The organism is Gimesia aquarii (genome assembly GCF_007748175.1).
Lineage (GTDB): Bacteria > Planctomycetota > Planctomycetia > Planctomycetales > Planctomycetaceae > Gimesia > Gimesia aquarii_A.
The window spans coordinates 6,198,687-6,215,644 of record NZ_CP037422.1 but is presented as its reverse complement, the minus strand read 5'-3'; the positions used below and the strand labels follow the sequence as shown (position 1 = coordinate 6,215,644).

Sequence of the window (16,958 nt, the reverse complement as noted above, 5' to 3'; positions counted from 1 at the left end):
CACAAATGGGGAACACAGAGGATTGATAGAGATCATCGACTTCTCTCGTTTAATCAATGTCTGATATTGAATTATAGGTATTCGATTTTTCGAGACAAGGTAACAGAAACACAACCATTCAATACAGACGTTCAAAATGGTCGATAGAAATTGGCACGATAAGGCAGGAACATCGTTTGTGTATGAAAAAGACACATTGCTTCTTAATGTTTATCTTAGGTTGATACGATCATACCCGATACAATCTGGGAGCACAAATTGGTTCTGCTATGAGTGTATTGTTACTTAGATCTATTGGACCGGTGGCTGGCGCCATTCCGCTCAGGTAGGTTACACACTGGTAGCAATTATTTCATCGCTTTGATTTGTTGCTGGGGAGAAAGCAATAGTGATCATCGTGAAGATGTTTATGCGCGTTAATGTCTGAGTTTGTGACAATCGAGGCATTAATTCGCAGTATTTTGATGATTTGAGGTGCGTGATGAATAGTACTCATCTGGAACTACTTTAGCTGAAGAGACTCAAAATGCCGTAAACATAGCGGGTTTTATACTGCTTTCTTTGGCACCTGCTGAAGTGTTTCCTATCAGAAAAAATTTCCCACGCGCGCGCGACGCAAGTGAGTTAGTTTAGGAAAGGAAACGGCTGAGTCAAGATCTGAAAAAGTGCTTTGTTTTCAGCGATAAAATTCGTGTTTTAATTGGCAAGATACGGTCAAGTTTGTTTGTTTTCTGGATTGATTAGCGAAGTAAGATGAACAGCGCTAACCATGGCGATTTATTTTTTATGATCTTGGTCTTGTGTTTTTGGTTTCTTGCTCAAGAATGGAGTTTTCCACATTCCGAATAGAGTTTGCCAGTGCCACTGTTCATAGTCACTCAAGCCGAAGCGAATGTTTTCAAGATCATGACGCATGCGAAATGTACCAGCGAGGCGATCCCAGATCGAAAAGACGGTTGAATAATTGGAGTTGGTTTCTTCGGGCAATTGAGAGTGATGTATTTTATGCATATCAGGAGTCACGAAAATCCACCTCAAAATACGATCTACTTTGCCAATCGAAATGTTGGCGTGATGAAATTGAGTGGATAAGAACACCAGCAAGCCATAGAAAATGAATTGCCAGGCTTGTAAGCCGAGAAGTGGAATGAGTAAAAGACGAAACAGAGTCGAAAAAAATAACTCTCCCCAATGAAAGCGGGTCGCCGTTGAAACATCCATATAAGGGTCACTGTGATGCATACGATGGAACCGCCAGAAGAAGGGGATGCGGTGGTTCATCCAATGCCAACAGAATGTCCAGACATCCAAAAGGAGCACCGCTATGATCGTCTTCCAGATGATTCCGAGAGAGGATTGATTAAGCAGCCCCCAATGGTGATCCAGAGACCATTGTGAGACGACTTCGATGGAAGTACCAAACAATAACCCCAGAAGCAAGGGATTCAGAATTGCTAAAACGATATTATGAAACGCGTGTTGATATCTTGTTTTGGTTTTGACTGGTTTAAAGGCAGCCCAACTTTCCCAGACCCAAAACAGTGCTAACAGTCCAATGGGTAAGATGCGGTAGATGATCGACAGGATCTGTAATTCTGAAAGTTCAGAGAACATGGGCGCATCTGATTGATTAAGAAAAATAACAGTCAGTCAATTTGTCTGTAATTTAAACTCATTCCAATATGGGATGAGATAAGAATTGTGAGTCACAGATTCATTTTGTCAGATGCAAGAATCAGATGCAAGAAACGGAAACAAGTGATAGATTATCGCGCGCGATAAGTGGCTTTAATTTTTCCCTGTTGTTGAAGTTCTCGTACAAAAGTCATTTGTTTGGGCTTGGGGATTTGCAAATGATGCATTAAAGCCAAAAGATCATTCAGGCGACACGTTGTCGAAGAGGGCAAGGGAGTAATTTCCAAAACGAAGTCGCTGTATTCCAGTTTCGCTGGATCGAGAAGCACATTTCCTCTGGTTTGAATTTTAGATTTTGCAAAATCGATGACCACTTCGGGGGACTGATTTGCAGGAGACACTGGTTGTATGGGAATTGGCAGTGACTGTAGTTGCGATACTAATTGATGAGCCAGTTGTTGATTAGAATTGGGAACGGATATCGAGATCATGCTGGATGAACGCAGGATCGCTTTGGAATGGATTGATGGTTGTGATTGTAAAAATTGATTGATTCTTTGAGTGATCAATTGACTGATTTGAGGCTGACTATTAGAGGTGCTCAGAAAAAAATTGAGATGAGGTATCCCATTGTCAGAAATTAATTTTGGTTTGAGATTTGTTAAGAACTGTGAGCCTTTGGGGATGATACCCTGTGATTTCATACGGCTTTGATTTGTGAGCACAGGTCCCATTGCCATGGCGTCGGCATGTATTTTTCGAGAGCCGACAGCGAGTAATGCAGTTGGCAGGAGATAACCACCACTGAGGTCTACATTTTTGTTAACAGCAGTGATGTAACATTCAAGGTACTGCCCTTTCTTAACGCCCGTATTAGGGACATAAGCGATGATGGACACATTGGCAAGATTGCCAGCACGAATTGGATTTTTGATCTTTTTGAGATCAATATTCATAGTCTTCACTGAAGAATTCAATGCTTTAATGGCTTCTGCTGAATAGCTATGGTCTCCCGTTCCGTTCAATCCAATGACCAGACCGGCTCCAGAGATTTTAATGATTTCAGCTGGTTGAAATTCTCCCAATTGGGATAACTTCATTTCCGGAGACATTCGAATTTCTTTTGGTAGAGAAAGTTCAGAGTGGATTTTCAATTCCGCCCTGTTTTTTCCGAGTATGGAGGCTTGAAAAATTGAATCGCCGAATACAGGAGTGACCTGGATCGTCTGGTGCAGAGTGCCACTTTGAATTGGGATACCGACGGTTTTGATCGTGACTCCCCGATAAGAGGCTATAAGATGAATGGGATTTTTTTGTCGAACCAAGGGGGCTTGAGTGGAAAAATCTGGTCTCGGCTGTTGAGTCACCGTATAGCCGGCTGAAACAGTCTGTTGTTGCACAGGAGTCGACATCGAAATCTGCTGGACTGTTTTGACATCTGTTGCAGATATGGTTGGTTGAATGGCAGGTTTAAATGCGATTTGTCGAACCAGTTCCGCGTCAACACGGAGCAATTCTTCAATCAAGGACGTTCGTTGTTCCCTGGTTGTTTGTGAGAGCAATAGAATATTTAAAGCAGGTGGTGCAGTAGCTAATTGATTTGAGGCTGTAACAAGATTGATTTGAGGAGGGGAATTTTCTGGTAAAAATTGATCACGTGTTTGATTGTTGTTCGAATGAGCTACCATCGCGGAAGGTGTCAGTGATGTCTGTGAAGGAAGGTCAATTTTTTCAGAGTCAGTTATATCAATTTGACTTTGATTCGTACCCGCAGGGAAATCCAGACTAAGGTCGGGAAAGTCCGACGGTTCAGAAAGGGCGACATCCAGCGTAGTTTCAGTAGAGTCTGATTTACCTTCGAGAAAACCTTGAATCGATTGAGACAGAAAAAACATGGCCAGCGCAAACAGACCGATTCCTGTCAGGATTGAGAATTTAAAGTAGCGCATAGTTTCCCTTAGCCGTTAAAATAGGGCTTCGTGAAATGAATTAATTTGTGAAGGGATAATGATCTGAGAGAGGAGATGTGAGCACCTTATGAGAATCCCTTTTTTCTGTCAATATGGGACATTTGGATGAGGGGAAACCCTTTATGCTTGTTCCATGTATTACGTAATTTGTTCAGTTCGATGTTCCAGAATCTTTGAATAAGCGGTCGTCAATCTGAGATGATTCGCACCTTGAATTTGTGCGCAGTTATATTGGAATTGACCCTGATAGACGAGACGTCGTACTATTCCCACATTTCAAAAGTGGCTGGGGAAATAATGCCGCAAAAAAAACGGCTTAAATACTTATTATTATTCATTTTATTGATCTCCGCAATGATTCGATGTGGAATTGCGGTTTATGTACAGCGCCAGCTTGATCGGCAACCTGGACGTACCTATGTGATTGAAGGTGATGCAGACGGGTATTGGAAACTCGCTCAAACGATCCTTCATGGCGAAGACTATACAATTTATACACCACCAAGACGTGTACTACGGATGCCTGGATTTCCTGTATTCCTGGCGGGAGCCATGTCGGTCTTGGGAGAAGAGCATTTTCGTGTTCGACTGGTTCTCTCACTGACGGGTGTCGTAGCATGTTTTGTTGTTTATTTACTGGGAAAAGAATTAGTCAATGAGGTTACTGGCGTGATTGTGGCGGCATTAGTTGCTGTCTCACCAGTGATGGCTGGGTTTAGTGTGTTGTTTTTAAGCGAGACCCTGTTTGCATTAGCAATGCTGTTTTCATTATGGGTCTTTGCCAAGTTATCAAAAATCGAATTTGGAGAAGAGCAGAGAGTTCGTGGGATTATGCTGTCACTGCTGGCAGGCATTTCACTGGCGATAGCCTGTTATGTCAGACCTAGCTGGTTGTTGGTTCTTCCCTTGGTTGTCGTTGCTTTGATCTGGAACGCAAAAAGGAATCGAACAGAGGCCATCAAGCGATGTCTATTTATGATACTGGGATTTGCAGTCATGCTGGCTCCCTGGACATATCGCAATTATCGAGTCACAGGTCACTTTGTGCCAACGACACTGTGGTTAGGTCCGAGTCTGTATGATGGATTGAATGCACAGGCAACCGGTGATAGCGATATGACTTTTTTTGATCAAGAGAATGTATTGGATACAATGAGTGAATACGAAATGAATCAGCACTATACACAACGGGCGATCGACTATGCCAGACAGCACCCTGGTCATGTCTTCCAATTGATGGGAGCCAAACTGTTACGCTACTGGAAGCCTTGGCCGAATGCATCGCAGTTTCAGTCGTGGTGGATGATGGCTGCCGTTTCGATCATTTTTATACCGGTTGTCTGCTTTGCCATTTATGGGGCGTGGGTTTCACGCGATCAGTATTTATTGTTGCTGATCACATTAGGGCCGATTGTTTACTTTTCCATGCTGCATTTGATATTTGTCAGTTCGTTACGTTACCGTCTGCCTGCGGAATACAGTTTATATATCTTGTCAGCGGTTGGTATTTATCATTTTTTCTTCAGTCAAACAGAAAGAAGTCAGTCCGGTTAACTGACCGGGTTTTAAAGATTTTTTGTTGATATGGTTGTTCGCAAAACATTTCAATGGTGTCTGCTGATCCTGATTTCGCTGGTGATCTCCGGCGGAAGTTATGGGTATTATATGTGGATGCGCAGCGACGAAATTGTGCGAACCGGCATTCTGAAGAAGGTACTGGAACAAATTCCCGATCTGATGATCGATATCGATCGTGCCCAATTTGATTTTCGGCGGCGGGTTCGGATTGAGGGATGTCGCGTACGCGTTCCCAGTCATCAAGATACGATCATTGATTTACCGGAAATCATAATCACTTTAGACCAGGAAAAACTGGCACGGCATCAGGTAATCGAAATTCAGAAAGTCGTTCTCAACAGACCACAGTTGGTTTTAGTTCGCATGCCAGATGGTACCTGGAACTGGGAAGGGCTACCTGAGTTTATTAAGAGCGATAACCCTCTTCCAGAACTGGTCATTGAACGTGGAAGTCTTTCTTTGAAATTTGAACAGGGCGCCGAAAGTGTTCCTACTGTTGTGACTTTTCAAAACCTGGACTTACGACTGATTCCATCGGGAACGACTCGCTTTGAAATCGAAGGGCATACTTCAATTCCTCAAGCGGGAAAACTGGAAGTTACCGGCTATTGGGATATTGCTTCGAGAATTGGCTCAATGGAAGGAACATGGAGCCAGTTGGAAATCGGGCCGAATCTAGTCCGAATGGCAACGGGAATCTCGCCGGAATTAGCGGCGAAGTTAAAATCAGCCTTTCCCTCAATGAAACTCACACCAGATCAGTCCACAGGCATGTATGATCCGGGAGTGAGTGCGCAGATGGATATTCAATTCAATCTCTCAAAAGAGAAACAAGATCAAACCCTACAATTTCAGTTATTGGCACATTTGCGTGAAGGGAAACTCAAACATGCATTGCTTCCATTTCCGCTGCGAAATATCGCAGGCAAAGTGTATGTCAACAATCAAAGGTTATTGATTGAGGATCTGCAGGCGCATAATGGCGAAACCAGTTTTAATGTAGATGGTTACTACCGCTTCTCCAGTCATTCTCTGGACCAAAACCCGCCAGCAGTGCAAAGCGACTTTTCAATCCAGGTTCGTAAACTTCTTGTTGACGCGCGACTCAGAAGTCGATTGACGGGAGGTCTTGCGAGAACTTTTGACACGCTGCGTCCGAGCGGGAATATTGATCTGAAAGTCAATATGAGCCATCCGGGTGTGGGGAAATGGCGAATTCAAAATCTGGTTGTTTCTGCCAATGATGGTGAGATCATGCCAATTCATTTTCCCTACCGCGTAGACCACATCAAAGGTAAGCTCACGCAAAGGGAGGCTGACACTCTCGAATTGAAATTTAGTGGGTTGGCGGGCAACAGGCCTGTGAGTGCCAAGGGTTATATTCAACATCCTGGACCTGCTTCCAAAATCGATATTACTGTAGAGGTTGAACAGATTCCCATCGATGCTGCCGTAAGAGCTGCTTGTCCGGAGGGAATTAGAACCGTTCTCAATCAACTTGATCTTCAGGGAAAAGCGGATGCCGTCACTCGCTTGACACGTGAACCACTACTGAACCAGCCAATACACCTCGATTTTCTGGCCAAGATGGACCATGGCGCTTTACAGTATCGAGATTTTCCCTATCGAATCAGTGATCTTTCAGGCAGGGTCTTTTATTCCAGTAAAACCGGAAAGACTTCGTTTGATGAATTGAAAGGGGCGCACGGTAGCGCCCGTCTCTCTGGACGAGGTTCATATGCCCGATTTGAAAATGATGGAAAGTTAGCATTAAGTATCATTGCAGAAAATGCAACCTGTGATTCCAATTTGCGATTAGCACTTCCCGAATCATTACAGGAGCTTTGGGGGGAACTGTCACCTACCGGAAAAATCGATCTCAAGACAGACCTGCAATGGGAGCGCGGCAAAGCATTGAAGATTAGCATTCCGAATGGGAGATGGCGATCAGGAAGTCTGATGGTGAAATCCTTTCCCTATCCGCTGGAGATTTTAAATGCAAGTTGGAACTATTCCGTGAATCCTCAAACACAGAACAGTGAAGTTCGGTTGACCTCTGTTTCTGGAAAACATGATGAGACTCAAATTCGTGTTGAGGAAGCGTTTGCAGAAGTCACACCACAAGGGGACTGGCGGATTCTGTTAGAAAAGATGAGCGTCGATGATCTAACAACTGATCGTGCCTTTCAAGAGGCGCATCCTGAAGCGGTAGCGACGGCTTTGAATACATTGAATATTCAGAGACCGGTCTCTGTCACGGGGAAGATTGAATTTCGAGGTTCGCAGCAACCGGGAACAGCTGTGACAACTGCCTGGAACTTTGACACGTTTCTCGCGGAAAATACCATTACAGCTGGCGTCGATATCATGAAGGTTTATGGTAAAGTCCATTCGGAGGGAACCTGGGATGGAACCCATTTGAATTTGACAGGTGAAGTCGATTTGGATTCCGCGGTGATTCTCGATTACCATCTCACTGAGATTAAAGGGCCATTCGAAATTCATGATGACCAGTTGACCGTCGGTTCCAAACAAATCCGTAGAGATCAATTCCGGTCTGTCAGTCTGCCGCAAATTAAAGCGAAGCAGCCTATCACAGCCAAGGCAATTCGTGGTGTCTTGACCTGCATGGGAGACATCGCGTTGACTGAAGTGCCAACCTATAATATACAGCTTGAGCTGAACCGAGGACTGTTGGAAGAGTATGCCGCGCGTTACATGCCTGGGGAGTCTCAATTACGAGGCGTGATGAACGGGTGGATTCAGCTCTGGGGACGTGGATCGAGCAAATCAGATATCAAAGGACAAGGGCAATTGCAGATCAGTCCAGCTGCGATTTACGAACTGCCTCCGATTGCTCAAATTTTCAAAGTGGTTCGACTGGCCCAACCCGACAAAACCGCCTTTGATTCCGCGTTCTGTGATTTTACCGTTTCCAACCAGACATTTTATCTGAAGTATATTGAGTTAAAGGGCAACGCCATCAGTCTGTATGGACAAGCGGGTGAAGCTCACTTTGACGGGCGCTTAAAAGTTGACCTGTTTTCTAAATTAACACGCCGGCAACTTCCATTATCCGCAATTACACAGCTTATTGGTCATGCCACCAGTGGATGGATTCGAGTGGAATTGCGAGGGACAACTTCAAGCCCCATTGTGAATATCAAGTCGATTCCCTTGCTAGATGGCTCTTTAAAGAAGTTTCTGAATAACGTGATGCCCAACAGACCTGCGAATAGTCCGACAGGACGTTGGTCTCGACCTGGTCAATCTGGCACGCAACCGACCAGACGATTTCCACTACGGTTTGCTCAGTAACGACGGCTTTGGTTTGGGGCGATCTGATGGAATTGGCTTATTTCAATTTATCGCTGGATCGTTTTTTCGCGCTTTGAGAAATCTCCTCGGTTTCCTGCTTCGCTTTCTTTTTCCATCGGGAGAGAATGATGGTCAAGACAATCATCACGCCAAGATAGGCTCCCAGGATCTTAAGCATCCAGAAAAAAATTCCGGTGGCAATTTCATTCATGAGAGAGGAAAACTTGCTATTCTGGCTGAAGTTGTGGCCAGCAAAGGAGCGGCGGATTAGAAAATTGAGTTGCTATTACTCTAATCCGGTCATAGCGCTGATTTCAAGTTGTTTTCCTGAAAGCGTAAAGCCAAATGTTGATAAAAGATCAGGAATCGGGGTCGTACCATTCATATCAGTCAGGTTGAGGCAAACTGTTACCTTGACCTCAAGGGGACTAGGGGCAGGACCAACGGGAGTGCAGGGGATATCTGAATTTCCAATGGTCTGTGTGGGGACTCCACCACCAGTTTCAATGACAACCAGCACATCTCCTTGTCCAGGAGCAGCTGGTTGTGCGCCGACATCTAAATTTAACGAATTGATTGACACATATTGGTCAATCAAGTTTCCGACTGATGTGGTCGTTGCTCCCACATGAGCCGCTTCCCGTGAGCCCTCGATCGCTGATAAAGTGATCGTTTGTTGCAGTAGGGAAAAGAATCCAAACTCAATAATCGCCAGAGAAATGATCAGGATCAAAGGAAACGCCAGAATGAACTCCAGTATTACGGAGCCTCTTCGCTGTTTGTTTCTAGCAGGTTGCAGTTTGGACTGATTATGAGACAATGATGGCTCCCTGGTGACTTCCATCTTACGTACTTCTAAATACACAAGTGTTAACAAATGGAGACACTTGATTGACACTTGCTAAGGTCAGTTATCATATTTCAAATCGACAAGATTTGAAACTCGACTCAAGAGACCTTGAATTGAGACGAATTACTCAGCTTACCTCTTTTCTCGAATGAATCACTAGAGATCTGAGGCCTCTCTTGACTAGGGAACGCAAATTGCTTGCCAAACTAGTATTGTAGCGAATAGATTAAGATAAATCGTCCCATTTTTAAACCAAATACATAAAGTGGTGCCAGACTGTGCTAAAAAACAGACGACAAACTGTAAAACGATTCCCATCACGATCAGGCGTTGTGGTGTTAGAATTAATTCTGGTGATGCCCGCGTTCCTGATTATCATGCTGGCGACGGTACAGATTTCATTGATCTATGTCGCCATCGAACAGACGGCTTATGCGAGTCGATTTGCTGCCAAGATCGCGTCCGAAACACCCGCAGTGGGTATCAATGCTTTAAATACGGGATTACTAAAAAATCGAGTTGATAATGTCCTTATTGTCGGGGGGTTACCCACAGGAAGTTGTCGCGTCATTTTAGAACATGATATTGGTGGACCTACTACAACGATTGCTGATCCCGTTGTGGCCGTTCCGAATTGTGACTGCGATCCACCAGTCACTCCTTTGCCAGTTGTGGCAGGAGCTGTTCGAGATGAGTCAGTTCGTACCACAGTATGTGTACCTCTGGCTGGAAATGTTCCCGATTTTTTATCGAGTTTTGGTTTTTCGATTCAGACATTTGTTGTTGAAGAGTCTACAACATATTTGCATGAAATCTAATCGAAATAAGCTGCCCGCTGAAGAACTTTCGACATCATTAGTTTAGACAGACACATATCCCATGAAACGAATTCATTTTAATAAAGAATCTCATCAGAACCGTCGCGGAATTGCCGTCCTTTGGCTGGTGCTTTGGGGATCTTTGTTTCTGACTTTTTTCTGTGTCGTATTGGAAATTACTACGCTGTGGCAAGCACAGGTCGAAATTAATAACGCGCTCGATTCTGCAGCACTATCAGCAGTCAAAGAGTGGGGTGCGAGCGGGCTTGGTGCAACTCAAGTTCCCCGTGATGTCGGAATCGCTTATACTGCAGGCAATCCTGTACTCGGAGTTCCTACTACAATTACTTCCAATTTCAATGGTGCCAACTTACCCAATGAAAATAATAGCTGTAATGGGAATTTAATTTTTGGTGGATTAAATACCCTGGTTTCTCCGATTACATTTGATGCCTCAGCAGATGTGACTTTGCCGGGTGGAATTCCCGCCGTCCGAGCACAAGCAACTGTCCCCGTACAAGGGTTTTGTAGTACGTTATTTGGTTTCAGTTTTCTTAACGTCTCTGCATCTTCTACCGCTTACTTTAACACAGCTACCGGACGAGTTGCTCTTGTCAGAATCACAACATTCGTCTGCCCCTGATCCAAAGACTATTTTTGTCTCAGATCATTTTCCGTTTCTTCTACCTGGTCTATCGTAAAACACATCATTCCGTCTCCTTGGCTGAAATTGGAATCAAACAGCAGACATTCTCGTTTCTGTCTAGTAATACGTAATTCCCTTCTCTTTGACTCAAAAAAAATGGAAGAAAAAACAAGATATTGGTAAGTGAATCGCAGAGTGATCTTCTCAGAACAATAAAAAAAGCAGACTGAATCCAGTCTGCTTTTTCGGTTGAACCAGAGTATCCTGGGAAACCTTTAGAAGCGCGGTTTTCCATCGCCGGGAGTAGGTTGATTCTTGTTCAACTTTCCCCTCGGTTTCCAGAGAGGGTCTGGAGTATGTGATTGGTCCATCATCTCTTCTATTTTGGAGACGAGATCAGGATGCTGGCTGGCGACGTTATTCCCTTCACCCAGGTCTTTTGACAGGTCGTAAAGTTCTGTTTTTCCGGTAAACATCGGCATGCGGACAGCTTTCCATTTTCCAAATCTCACTGCCTGTTTGCCACCTCGTTCGTAGAACTCCCAGAAGAGGAAGCCATGCTGCTTTTGTTTCCTGGGGTGTCCTTCAATGGTGGGCGCAAAACTGACACTGTCAAGATCGGGCGGACAGGGGACATGTGCCAATTCGCAGGCGGTTGCCATCAAATCTCCAAAATAGCCAATGTGATCAGAGACGGTTCCCGCAGGTGTTGTTCCCGGCCAACGCACGATGAACGGCACACGAATGCCTCCTTCGTAGAGGTCGCGTTTCATACCACGAAGTGGGCCGTTCGCATCAAAAAACTTCGCATCGTTTCTGCCTTCCTGATGATGTCCGTTATCTGAGGTAAACATGACGACTGTGTTGTCATCAATGCCTAACTTTTTAAGTCGATCCAGAATCTGGCCCACGCCGGCATCCATGCGGGTAATCATCGCGGCTTGCCCTTTATTGGGGTTCGACCAGTCTTTATTTTGATAGATTCCATAGTCGGGAACTTCCTGTCCGTCGCCAACCATTCTGCCGGCTTCGTTATTGGCATGGGGAATCGTTAAGGCGACATATAGAAAAAATGGGTTCTTTGCATTCTGGTCTATGAAGTCGAGCGCTTCATTCATGATCAAGTCATGCGAGTAATCGACCTTCTTGGTCGCGACACCTCCGATGCCGGCAGGGTTTACCGACTTGGGATCAATCACGTTGCGGAGTGGCTCTTTTTGGTTATTTCTCCAAAGGAAGGGAGGGTAATAATTGTGTGCGTTGTGCTGGTTCAAATAGCCATAGAAAAAATCGAATCCTTTCAGATTCGGGACACCGGCGGTTCCTGCTTCACCAATGCCCCACTTGCCTGTGAGCCCTGTTTGATAACCCGCTTTTTTCAGAACTTGAGCAACGGTTACGTCATCCTCTTTGAGAGACTGGTTTTCCTGGACCGATGTGTTGCCACGTACCCGGGCGTGTCCCATGTGCAGACCGGTCATCAACACACAACGTGAGGGAGCACACACGGTACAGCCTGCATACATTTGAGTGAATTTCATGCCTTCTGCCGCCATCTGATCGAGGCGAGGTGTTTTAATGATTTTTTGACCGTAACATCCCAGGTCACCATACCCGAGGTCATCGGCCATGATAAAGATGATATTTGGTTTCTTTGGTGGGGCTGCTTTGAGTTGTGTTTGAACAGGAAACAGGAAACAGACGGCAATAGTCAAAAGCGTAAGTCGAGCAGTTTGAATCATGATGACTTTCAGGAATAGAAAGTGAATGGATAAGGAATTATGTTGAGACATCTAACGATCTCTCAATTTTGCCAAGTTTTGTGTCTTCGTTCAATGAATGGGCAGGGAACTTATCATTCTGGTGCTGTCAAATTGAGTTTTTAAAGTTTTTTTAAGATTACCATCACTCTTCACTTGAAGCTGAATCGGGTTTCATTCGATAAGAACTGTAACGCGTTTTCCGTGTTGATCTACATTGCTCACCTAGGTTCGTCAACTCCTGTGGCTTTCAGGGGCTCTGTTCTTCACTAGAAATAGTACTATAATTCTTGTGAATATTAAGATTTAGGTCACGCAATTATTTTCCAAATTACTGTCGAGGAATGTTATTCATGATTTTTACCTGGTTGCGAAACCGCCGACGCAGGAAAATCCTCGCTTCACCCATTCCCAATCATTGGAAAACCATTCTTGAGCATAACGTAGCGCAACTCGTTCACTTAACGGCACAGCAGAAAACGCTCCTGTTTCAACGCGTTCAGATTTTCGTCAAAGAAAAATACTGGGAAGGCTGTAACGGCTTTGAAATTACGGAAGAGGTCAAGCTGACCATTGCCGGTCAGGCCTGTCTGATCACACTAGGGTTTGCCAACGATTGTTTTGATCGTCTGAAAACGATTCTTGTTTATCCCGATGCATATGTTGCAAAAGAGACTCTGATCGATTCCATTGGCGTCATGACAGAAGGCACCTCATTTCGTTTGGGAGAATCCTGGGGTTCAGGGCCGATCGTATTGTCCTGGGAAAGCATTTACGAAGGGGGGCAGGTTCCCGATGATGGTCGCAATGTCGTCATACACGAATTCGCGCACTACTACGATGCCCTAGATCGGCAGTTTAGCGGAACCCCTCCCTTACATGATTCGGAACAGTACGAGCAATGGACACGAGTCATGACTGCGGAATATGAATCATTGGTTTCACAGTTACAGCATGGCAGAAAAACATTCATCGATCCCTATGGTGCAACCAATCCAGCTGAGTTCTTCGCCGTCTGTACGGAACATTTTTTTGAACAGCCTCGCCAGATGCGAGAGTACTCTGTCGATCTCTACGAGACGATGAAACTGTTCTATCAGCAAGATCCCGCTCAGGCAGTTTAAATTAGAAGAGCCGCAATTGCCCTGAAGTAGGCAGGGGGGGACGAAAGTGTTTCGTTTCCAGCGCAGGTAAAGATTGGTCTAACCCATGTTTTTTCGCGAAGACCCGGAATAGTTTTCCGATCTGCTCTGCAATAGTTCCAGTTCCTTTCATCCGTTTGCCGAACTGAGCAGTATAAAGATTACCGTCACGACAAGCTCGAATCCGTGATTCGATACGTGTCTTTTCATCAGGGCGCGTCCGCTCAAGCCATTCCAGAAAAACCGGTTTGACGGTATACGGTAATCGTAACAAAATGTAGTGCGCTGTTTGTGCACCTGCGTCCGCCGCTGCTTCCAGGATCTGTGGAATTTCTGAGTCGTTGAGTCCGGGGATGACCGGCGCAACCATCACATTCACGGGCACACCAGCCTGTGACAGCTCTCGAACCGTACGGAGCCGTGCCGCAGGAGCACTCGTTCGCGGTTCCAGTGTGCGCGTCAATTCCTGTTGGAGTGTCGTGATACTGACATTCACTGCGATGGTACGGTCTTCCGCCATACGGCTGAGAAGATCCAGATCACGTAGAATGAGTGCGTTCTTGGTGATAATCGAGATCGGTTGTCGTGCCTCGGCTGCAATTTTCAGACAGCTTCGTGTGAGTTCAAACTGTTTTTCCGCGGGCTGATAACAGTCTGTCACACCAGAGAATACGATGACTTCGGGTGACCATTGATCGCGCGCCAGCCAGTCGCGAAATAACTCGGGCGCGCGTTCTTTCACAAAAATTTTTGTTTCGAAATCTGTTCCTGCGCTTAAGCCATGATATTCATGAGTCGGTCGTGCATAGCAATACGCGCAACCGTGAGCGCAGCCGCGATAAGGATTCACACTGTAGCGGAAACCGATATCCGGACTCTGATTTTCCATGACAAGAGACAGGCTGTGATCAGGATAATACTTCGTGGGCAGATGACGCAGACCCTCCAGGTACTCCGTATCATATTCGAGCTGCTCGAAGTCTTGCTCATAAAGTACGGGTAGAAATCGGTTCGGAGGGTTGATCTGTGATCCCCGGCCTTTGGCCTGTGGTGGCTGTGACGAATTGATGAAACACCTCACACTCATTTTGGTAGAGTCTCGGAAAACTGCAGGAAGTCTATACGAATGATCATTTTTGTCAAGCGGTGTGTGAAGTTCTTTTTTCAGGTCATGGCAGCAACCGTGTGTGAGAAAGGCTGTCTCAATCGGCAGAAATTGCCGAACGGATGACATTTGTGAAACTATAGGTTTTACTCCAGCTGGGAATTCAAGAAGACTCTATCGATTCTTTGACTTCTTTCATCTTCGAGAGGGGGGAAAGACGATATCTGATAATAAGTCCCGTTGTTTTGTGCTAGTTTTCTCTCAAGCAAAACTCCACACGGCATTTATTAAATTACTTCCGAGTAACTTTCAGGTCGAATTTAAACTTTTTGATACATTTAGTTTTGGCCCAGGATGGTCTGAGTGTTTCTCACAATGGATAGTGAAACATCACAATTTTATTTTGTGAGGTAAAGGAATGCGAAACTCAACTAATAAATGGTATTTAATTATGATTGCGGGAGTGGCCACTCTGTATTCAACAGGGTGTTCACATACGCATAATATGGTAGGCACGAATCTGATGCTGCCTGCTCAAGAGTCACCTCAAATGGTAATGGCTCGAACAGCAGAGGAGAAAGGTCAGTTCGCAACAGCAGAACGAACCTATCGTGTCGTGCTTCAAAGAAATCCCAAAAATGCGACCGTTTTAAATCGTATGGGAATTGTCTACTCCAAAATGGGGAAGCAGGATCAGGCAGCTAAATATTTGATGGAAGCTGTTAAGGCTCAACCGGAAAATCCCAAGTTTCTAACAGACCTGGGATATGCTCTCTATCTCCAGAACGATCTGCCAGCAGCCGAAATTGCTCTGGAAGAATCGATCAAGCGTGACCCCAGTTCTAAACGTTCATTCAATAACTTGAGCCTGGTTTTAGGGCATCAGGGACGAATGGACGAAGCATATCAAATTGCTCGTTCTGTCCTGAGTGCAGAAGAAGCACATGCCAATATTGGCTATATTTGTCTGCAACGAGGAATGTTGGATGATGCAGCCCAGCATTATAATCGGGCTTTAGAACTCAATCCCGATCTGGATTCTGTCAAGGAAGCCATCGTGCAGGTTGCGGAACTGCAGAAAAAACAGATGCAGTTCAATGAGCAGCAATCCGAAGTGGAAATTGCTCAGACTCCTGTGATCGAGCCTGCTCCTGCAGAAGAAGCTGTTGTATCTGAAGAACCACAGTTCCGGATTATTTCTGAAGCTGAAGTCATCAATCCTGAAATGATCGAAGTGGACGAAGTGCCAGTTGCTCAAATCTCGGGTGTTCAAGAAATTTCGATTCAAGGATTTGAGCCTCCCCTGCATGTTAGCAATGATGATTATATTCCGTCAGAGAGTAATGAATTCTTTGAAACGGTTCAGAGCACAGAGTCGATGACCAACGTGTATGCTGAAGAATAATCATATCTGCTATCTGAAGTGATCATTCAAGACAAAAGGAGCAGAGGTCTGACGACTTCTGCTCCTTCTCTTTATGCGTTCTAGTCGATTCTTTTCACTGACTAGCGTGTGTTTGGTCTGGTACTGGCAGTATTAGCTATATTGTTTTCACCACGCAGGGGATCATTGGGGTCCACTTTCTGGAAAAGGAGTTTTCGTTTGCGTTCACTCTCTTTTTTATTTTCACCTACCCTTTTGAGATGGGTTGGTGTGAGTTCGATATGTTTGGAAGAGAAAGCTGCATAATCAAAGTACAAAATAGACTTCAAATCACTTTTTCTCATATCCATGATGATGGTTTGCGGCTTGGTTTCGGTGTTGAGATAGTAAATTCCTTTTTGACGTCGATCTCCTTTATTGATCGTGTAAACGATTCCGTCTTCTTGAAAGATCATATTTGGCCCACCTCGACTCGTCCAACGGCCAATCAGATTGGCTCGTTCCGATTTTTGGCACGAACTGGTAATGCAGACCACAACCAACAGTAAACCCATCCCCAAATGCTTCAAACGCATCACAATCCTCTAGTTTTAAGCCATTTCCGATACCGATTCGCGCAGTTCTACTAAGAAGACTGCCCCGTTTCACAATATTGTGTGTTGAGAACAGACCAAATGTAAAGAAAAATAGTCTGCATTGAATAGAAGTTTTCAGATATTCGCACAATTTTTGAGGGATAAAAGGCGCGAAGG

General features: G+C 44.9%; 13 protein-coding genes. 6 read left to right on the top strand and 7 right to left on the bottom strand.

Annotated features, from left to right (window positions below; translation table 11 throughout):
* Positions 1 to 777: 777 nt before the first annotated feature.
* Both V202x_RS23545 and V202x_RS23540 read right to left on the bottom strand, forming a co-directional pair.
* Positions 778 to 1,614, bottom strand: a complete 837-nt coding sequence (locus V202x_RS23545) for a sterol desaturase family protein (protein WP_145179258.1) — start codon at positions 1,612 to 1,614, stop codon at positions 778 to 780.
* A gap of 152 nt (positions 1,615 to 1,766) precedes the next feature.
* Positions 1,767 to 3,584, bottom strand: coding sequence for a flagellar basal body P-ring protein FlgI (locus V202x_RS23540; RefSeq protein WP_145179257.1), 1,818 nt, complete (start codon positions 3,582 to 3,584; stop codon positions 1,767 to 1,769).
* Between the two features lie 318 nt (positions 3,585 to 3,902).
* Between V202x_RS23540 and V202x_RS23535 the strand changes: the two genes are divergently transcribed.
* Both V202x_RS23535 and V202x_RS23530 read left to right on the top strand, forming a co-directional pair.
* On the top strand, positions 3,903 to 5,159 hold the full coding sequence (locus tag V202x_RS23535) for an ArnT family glycosyltransferase (protein ID WP_197993064.1): 1,257 nt from the start codon (positions 3,903 to 3,905) through the stop codon (positions 5,157 to 5,159).
* A 30-nt stretch (positions 5,160 to 5,189) separates the two neighbouring features.
* Positions 5,190 to 8,501 (top strand): hypothetical protein, encoded by a 3,312-nt coding sequence (locus V202x_RS23530; protein WP_145179255.1) that lies wholly within the window; start codon positions 5,190 to 5,192, stop codon positions 8,499 to 8,501.
* Positions 8,502 to 8,538: 37 nt separating this feature from the next.
* On the opposite strand, the gene V202x_RS27645 is transcribed toward V202x_RS23530, so the two are convergent.
* Both V202x_RS27645 and V202x_RS23525 read right to left on the bottom strand, forming a co-directional pair.
* Positions 8,539 to 8,712 (bottom strand): hypothetical protein, encoded by a 174-nt coding sequence (locus tag V202x_RS27645; RefSeq protein ID WP_197993063.1) that lies wholly within the window; start codon positions 8,710 to 8,712, stop codon positions 8,539 to 8,541.
* Positions 8,713 to 8,787: 75 nt separating this feature from the next.
* Positions 8,788 to 9,321 carry a TadE/TadG family type IV pilus assembly protein gene (locus tag V202x_RS23525; RefSeq protein ID WP_197993062.1) on the bottom strand — a complete coding sequence of 178 codons (534 nt, stop codon included), beginning with the start codon at positions 9,319 to 9,321 and terminating at the stop codon, positions 8,788 to 8,790.
* Between the two features lie 365 nt (positions 9,322 to 9,686).
* Between V202x_RS23525 and V202x_RS23520 the strand changes: the two genes are divergently transcribed.
* Both V202x_RS23520 and V202x_RS23515 read left to right on the top strand, forming a co-directional pair.
* On the top strand, positions 9,687 to 10,169 hold the full coding sequence (locus V202x_RS23520; RefSeq protein ID WP_145179253.1) for a TadE family protein: 483 nt from the start codon (positions 9,687 to 9,689) through the stop codon (positions 10,167 to 10,169).
* Between the two features lie 61 nt (positions 10,170 to 10,230).
* Positions 10,231 to 10,812: a TadE/TadG family type IV pilus assembly protein gene (locus V202x_RS23515; RefSeq protein WP_145179252.1), complete on the top strand. Its 582-nt coding sequence runs from the start codon at positions 10,231 to 10,233 to the stop codon at positions 10,810 to 10,812.
* Positions 10,813 to 11,090: 278 nt separating this feature from the next.
* Here V202x_RS23515 and V202x_RS23510 read toward each other — a convergent pair whose 3' ends face one another.
* Positions 11,091 to 12,557 (bottom strand): arylsulfatase, encoded by a 1,467-nt coding sequence (locus V202x_RS23510; RefSeq protein ID WP_145180781.1) that lies wholly within the window; start codon positions 12,555 to 12,557, stop codon positions 11,091 to 11,093.
* 371 nt (positions 12,558 to 12,928) lie between these two features.
* Between V202x_RS23510 and V202x_RS23505 the strand changes: the two genes are divergently transcribed.
* Positions 12,929 to 13,699 (top strand): zinc-dependent peptidase, encoded by a 771-nt coding sequence (locus V202x_RS23505; RefSeq protein WP_197993061.1) that lies wholly within the window; start codon positions 12,929 to 12,931, stop codon positions 13,697 to 13,699.
* Between the two features lies 1 nt (position 13,700).
* Here the strand turns inward: V202x_RS23505 and V202x_RS23500 are convergent, their stop codons facing one another.
* On the bottom strand, positions 13,701 to 14,804 hold the full coding sequence (locus V202x_RS23500; protein ID WP_145179250.1) for a PA0069 family radical SAM protein: 1,104 nt from the start codon (positions 14,802 to 14,804) through the stop codon (positions 13,701 to 13,703).
* A 436-nt stretch (positions 14,805 to 15,240) separates the two neighbouring features.
* Between V202x_RS23500 and V202x_RS23495 the strand changes: the two genes are divergently transcribed.
* Positions 15,241 to 16,227 carry a tetratricopeptide repeat protein gene (locus tag V202x_RS23495; RefSeq protein ID WP_145179249.1) on the top strand — a complete coding sequence of 329 codons (987 nt, stop codon included), beginning with the start codon at positions 15,241 to 15,243 and terminating at the stop codon, positions 16,225 to 16,227.
* 101 nt (positions 16,228 to 16,328) lie between these two features.
* Here the strand turns inward: V202x_RS23495 and V202x_RS23490 are convergent, their stop codons facing one another.
* Positions 16,329 to 16,781 (bottom strand): hypothetical protein, encoded by a 453-nt coding sequence (locus V202x_RS23490; protein WP_145179248.1) that lies wholly within the window; start codon positions 16,779 to 16,781, stop codon positions 16,329 to 16,331.
* Positions 16,782 to 16,958 lie beyond the last annotated feature (177 nt).

What these genes read in the sequence shown, in the direction of transcription:
- V202x_RS23545 (WP_145179258.1), bottom strand. Translation starts at nt 1,614, where the DNA reads ATGTTCTCTGAACTTTCAGAATTACAGATCCTGTCGATCATCTACCGC.
- V202x_RS23540 (WP_145179257.1), bottom strand. Translation starts at nt 3,584, where the DNA reads ATGCGCTACTTTAAATTCTCAATCCTGACAGGAATCGGTCTGTTTGCG.
- V202x_RS23535 (WP_197993064.1), top strand. Translation starts at nt 3,903, where the DNA reads ATGCCGCAAAAAAAACGGCTTAAATACTTATTATTATTCATTTTATTG.
- V202x_RS23530 (WP_145179255.1), top strand. Translation starts at nt 5,190, where the DNA reads ATGGTTGTTCGCAAAACATTTCAATGGTGTCTGCTGATCCTGATTTCG.
- V202x_RS27645 (WP_197993063.1), bottom strand. Translation starts at nt 8,712, where the DNA reads ATGAATGAAATTGCCACCGGAATTTTTTTCTGGATGCTTAAGATCCTG.
- V202x_RS23515 (WP_145179252.1), top strand. Translation starts at nt 10,231, where the DNA reads ATGAAACGAATTCATTTTAATAAAGAATCTCATCAGAACCGTCGCGGA.
- V202x_RS23510 (WP_145180781.1), bottom strand. Translation starts at nt 12,557, where the DNA reads ATGATTCAAACTGCTCGACTTACGCTTTTGACTATTGCCGTCTGTTTC.
- V202x_RS23505 (WP_197993061.1), top strand. Translation starts at nt 12,929, where the DNA reads ATGATTTTTACCTGGTTGCGAAACCGCCGACGCAGGAAAATCCTCGCT.
- V202x_RS23500 (WP_145179250.1), bottom strand. Translation starts at nt 14,804, where the DNA reads ATGAGTGTGAGGTGTTTCATCAATTCGTCACAGCCACCACAGGCCAAA.
- V202x_RS23495 (WP_145179249.1), top strand. Translation starts at nt 15,241, where the DNA reads ATGCGAAACTCAACTAATAAATGGTATTTAATTATGATTGCGGGAGTG.
- V202x_RS23490 (WP_145179248.1), bottom strand. Translation starts at nt 16,781, where the DNA reads ATGCGTTTGAAGCATTTGGGGATGGGTTTACTGTTGGTTGTGGTCTGC.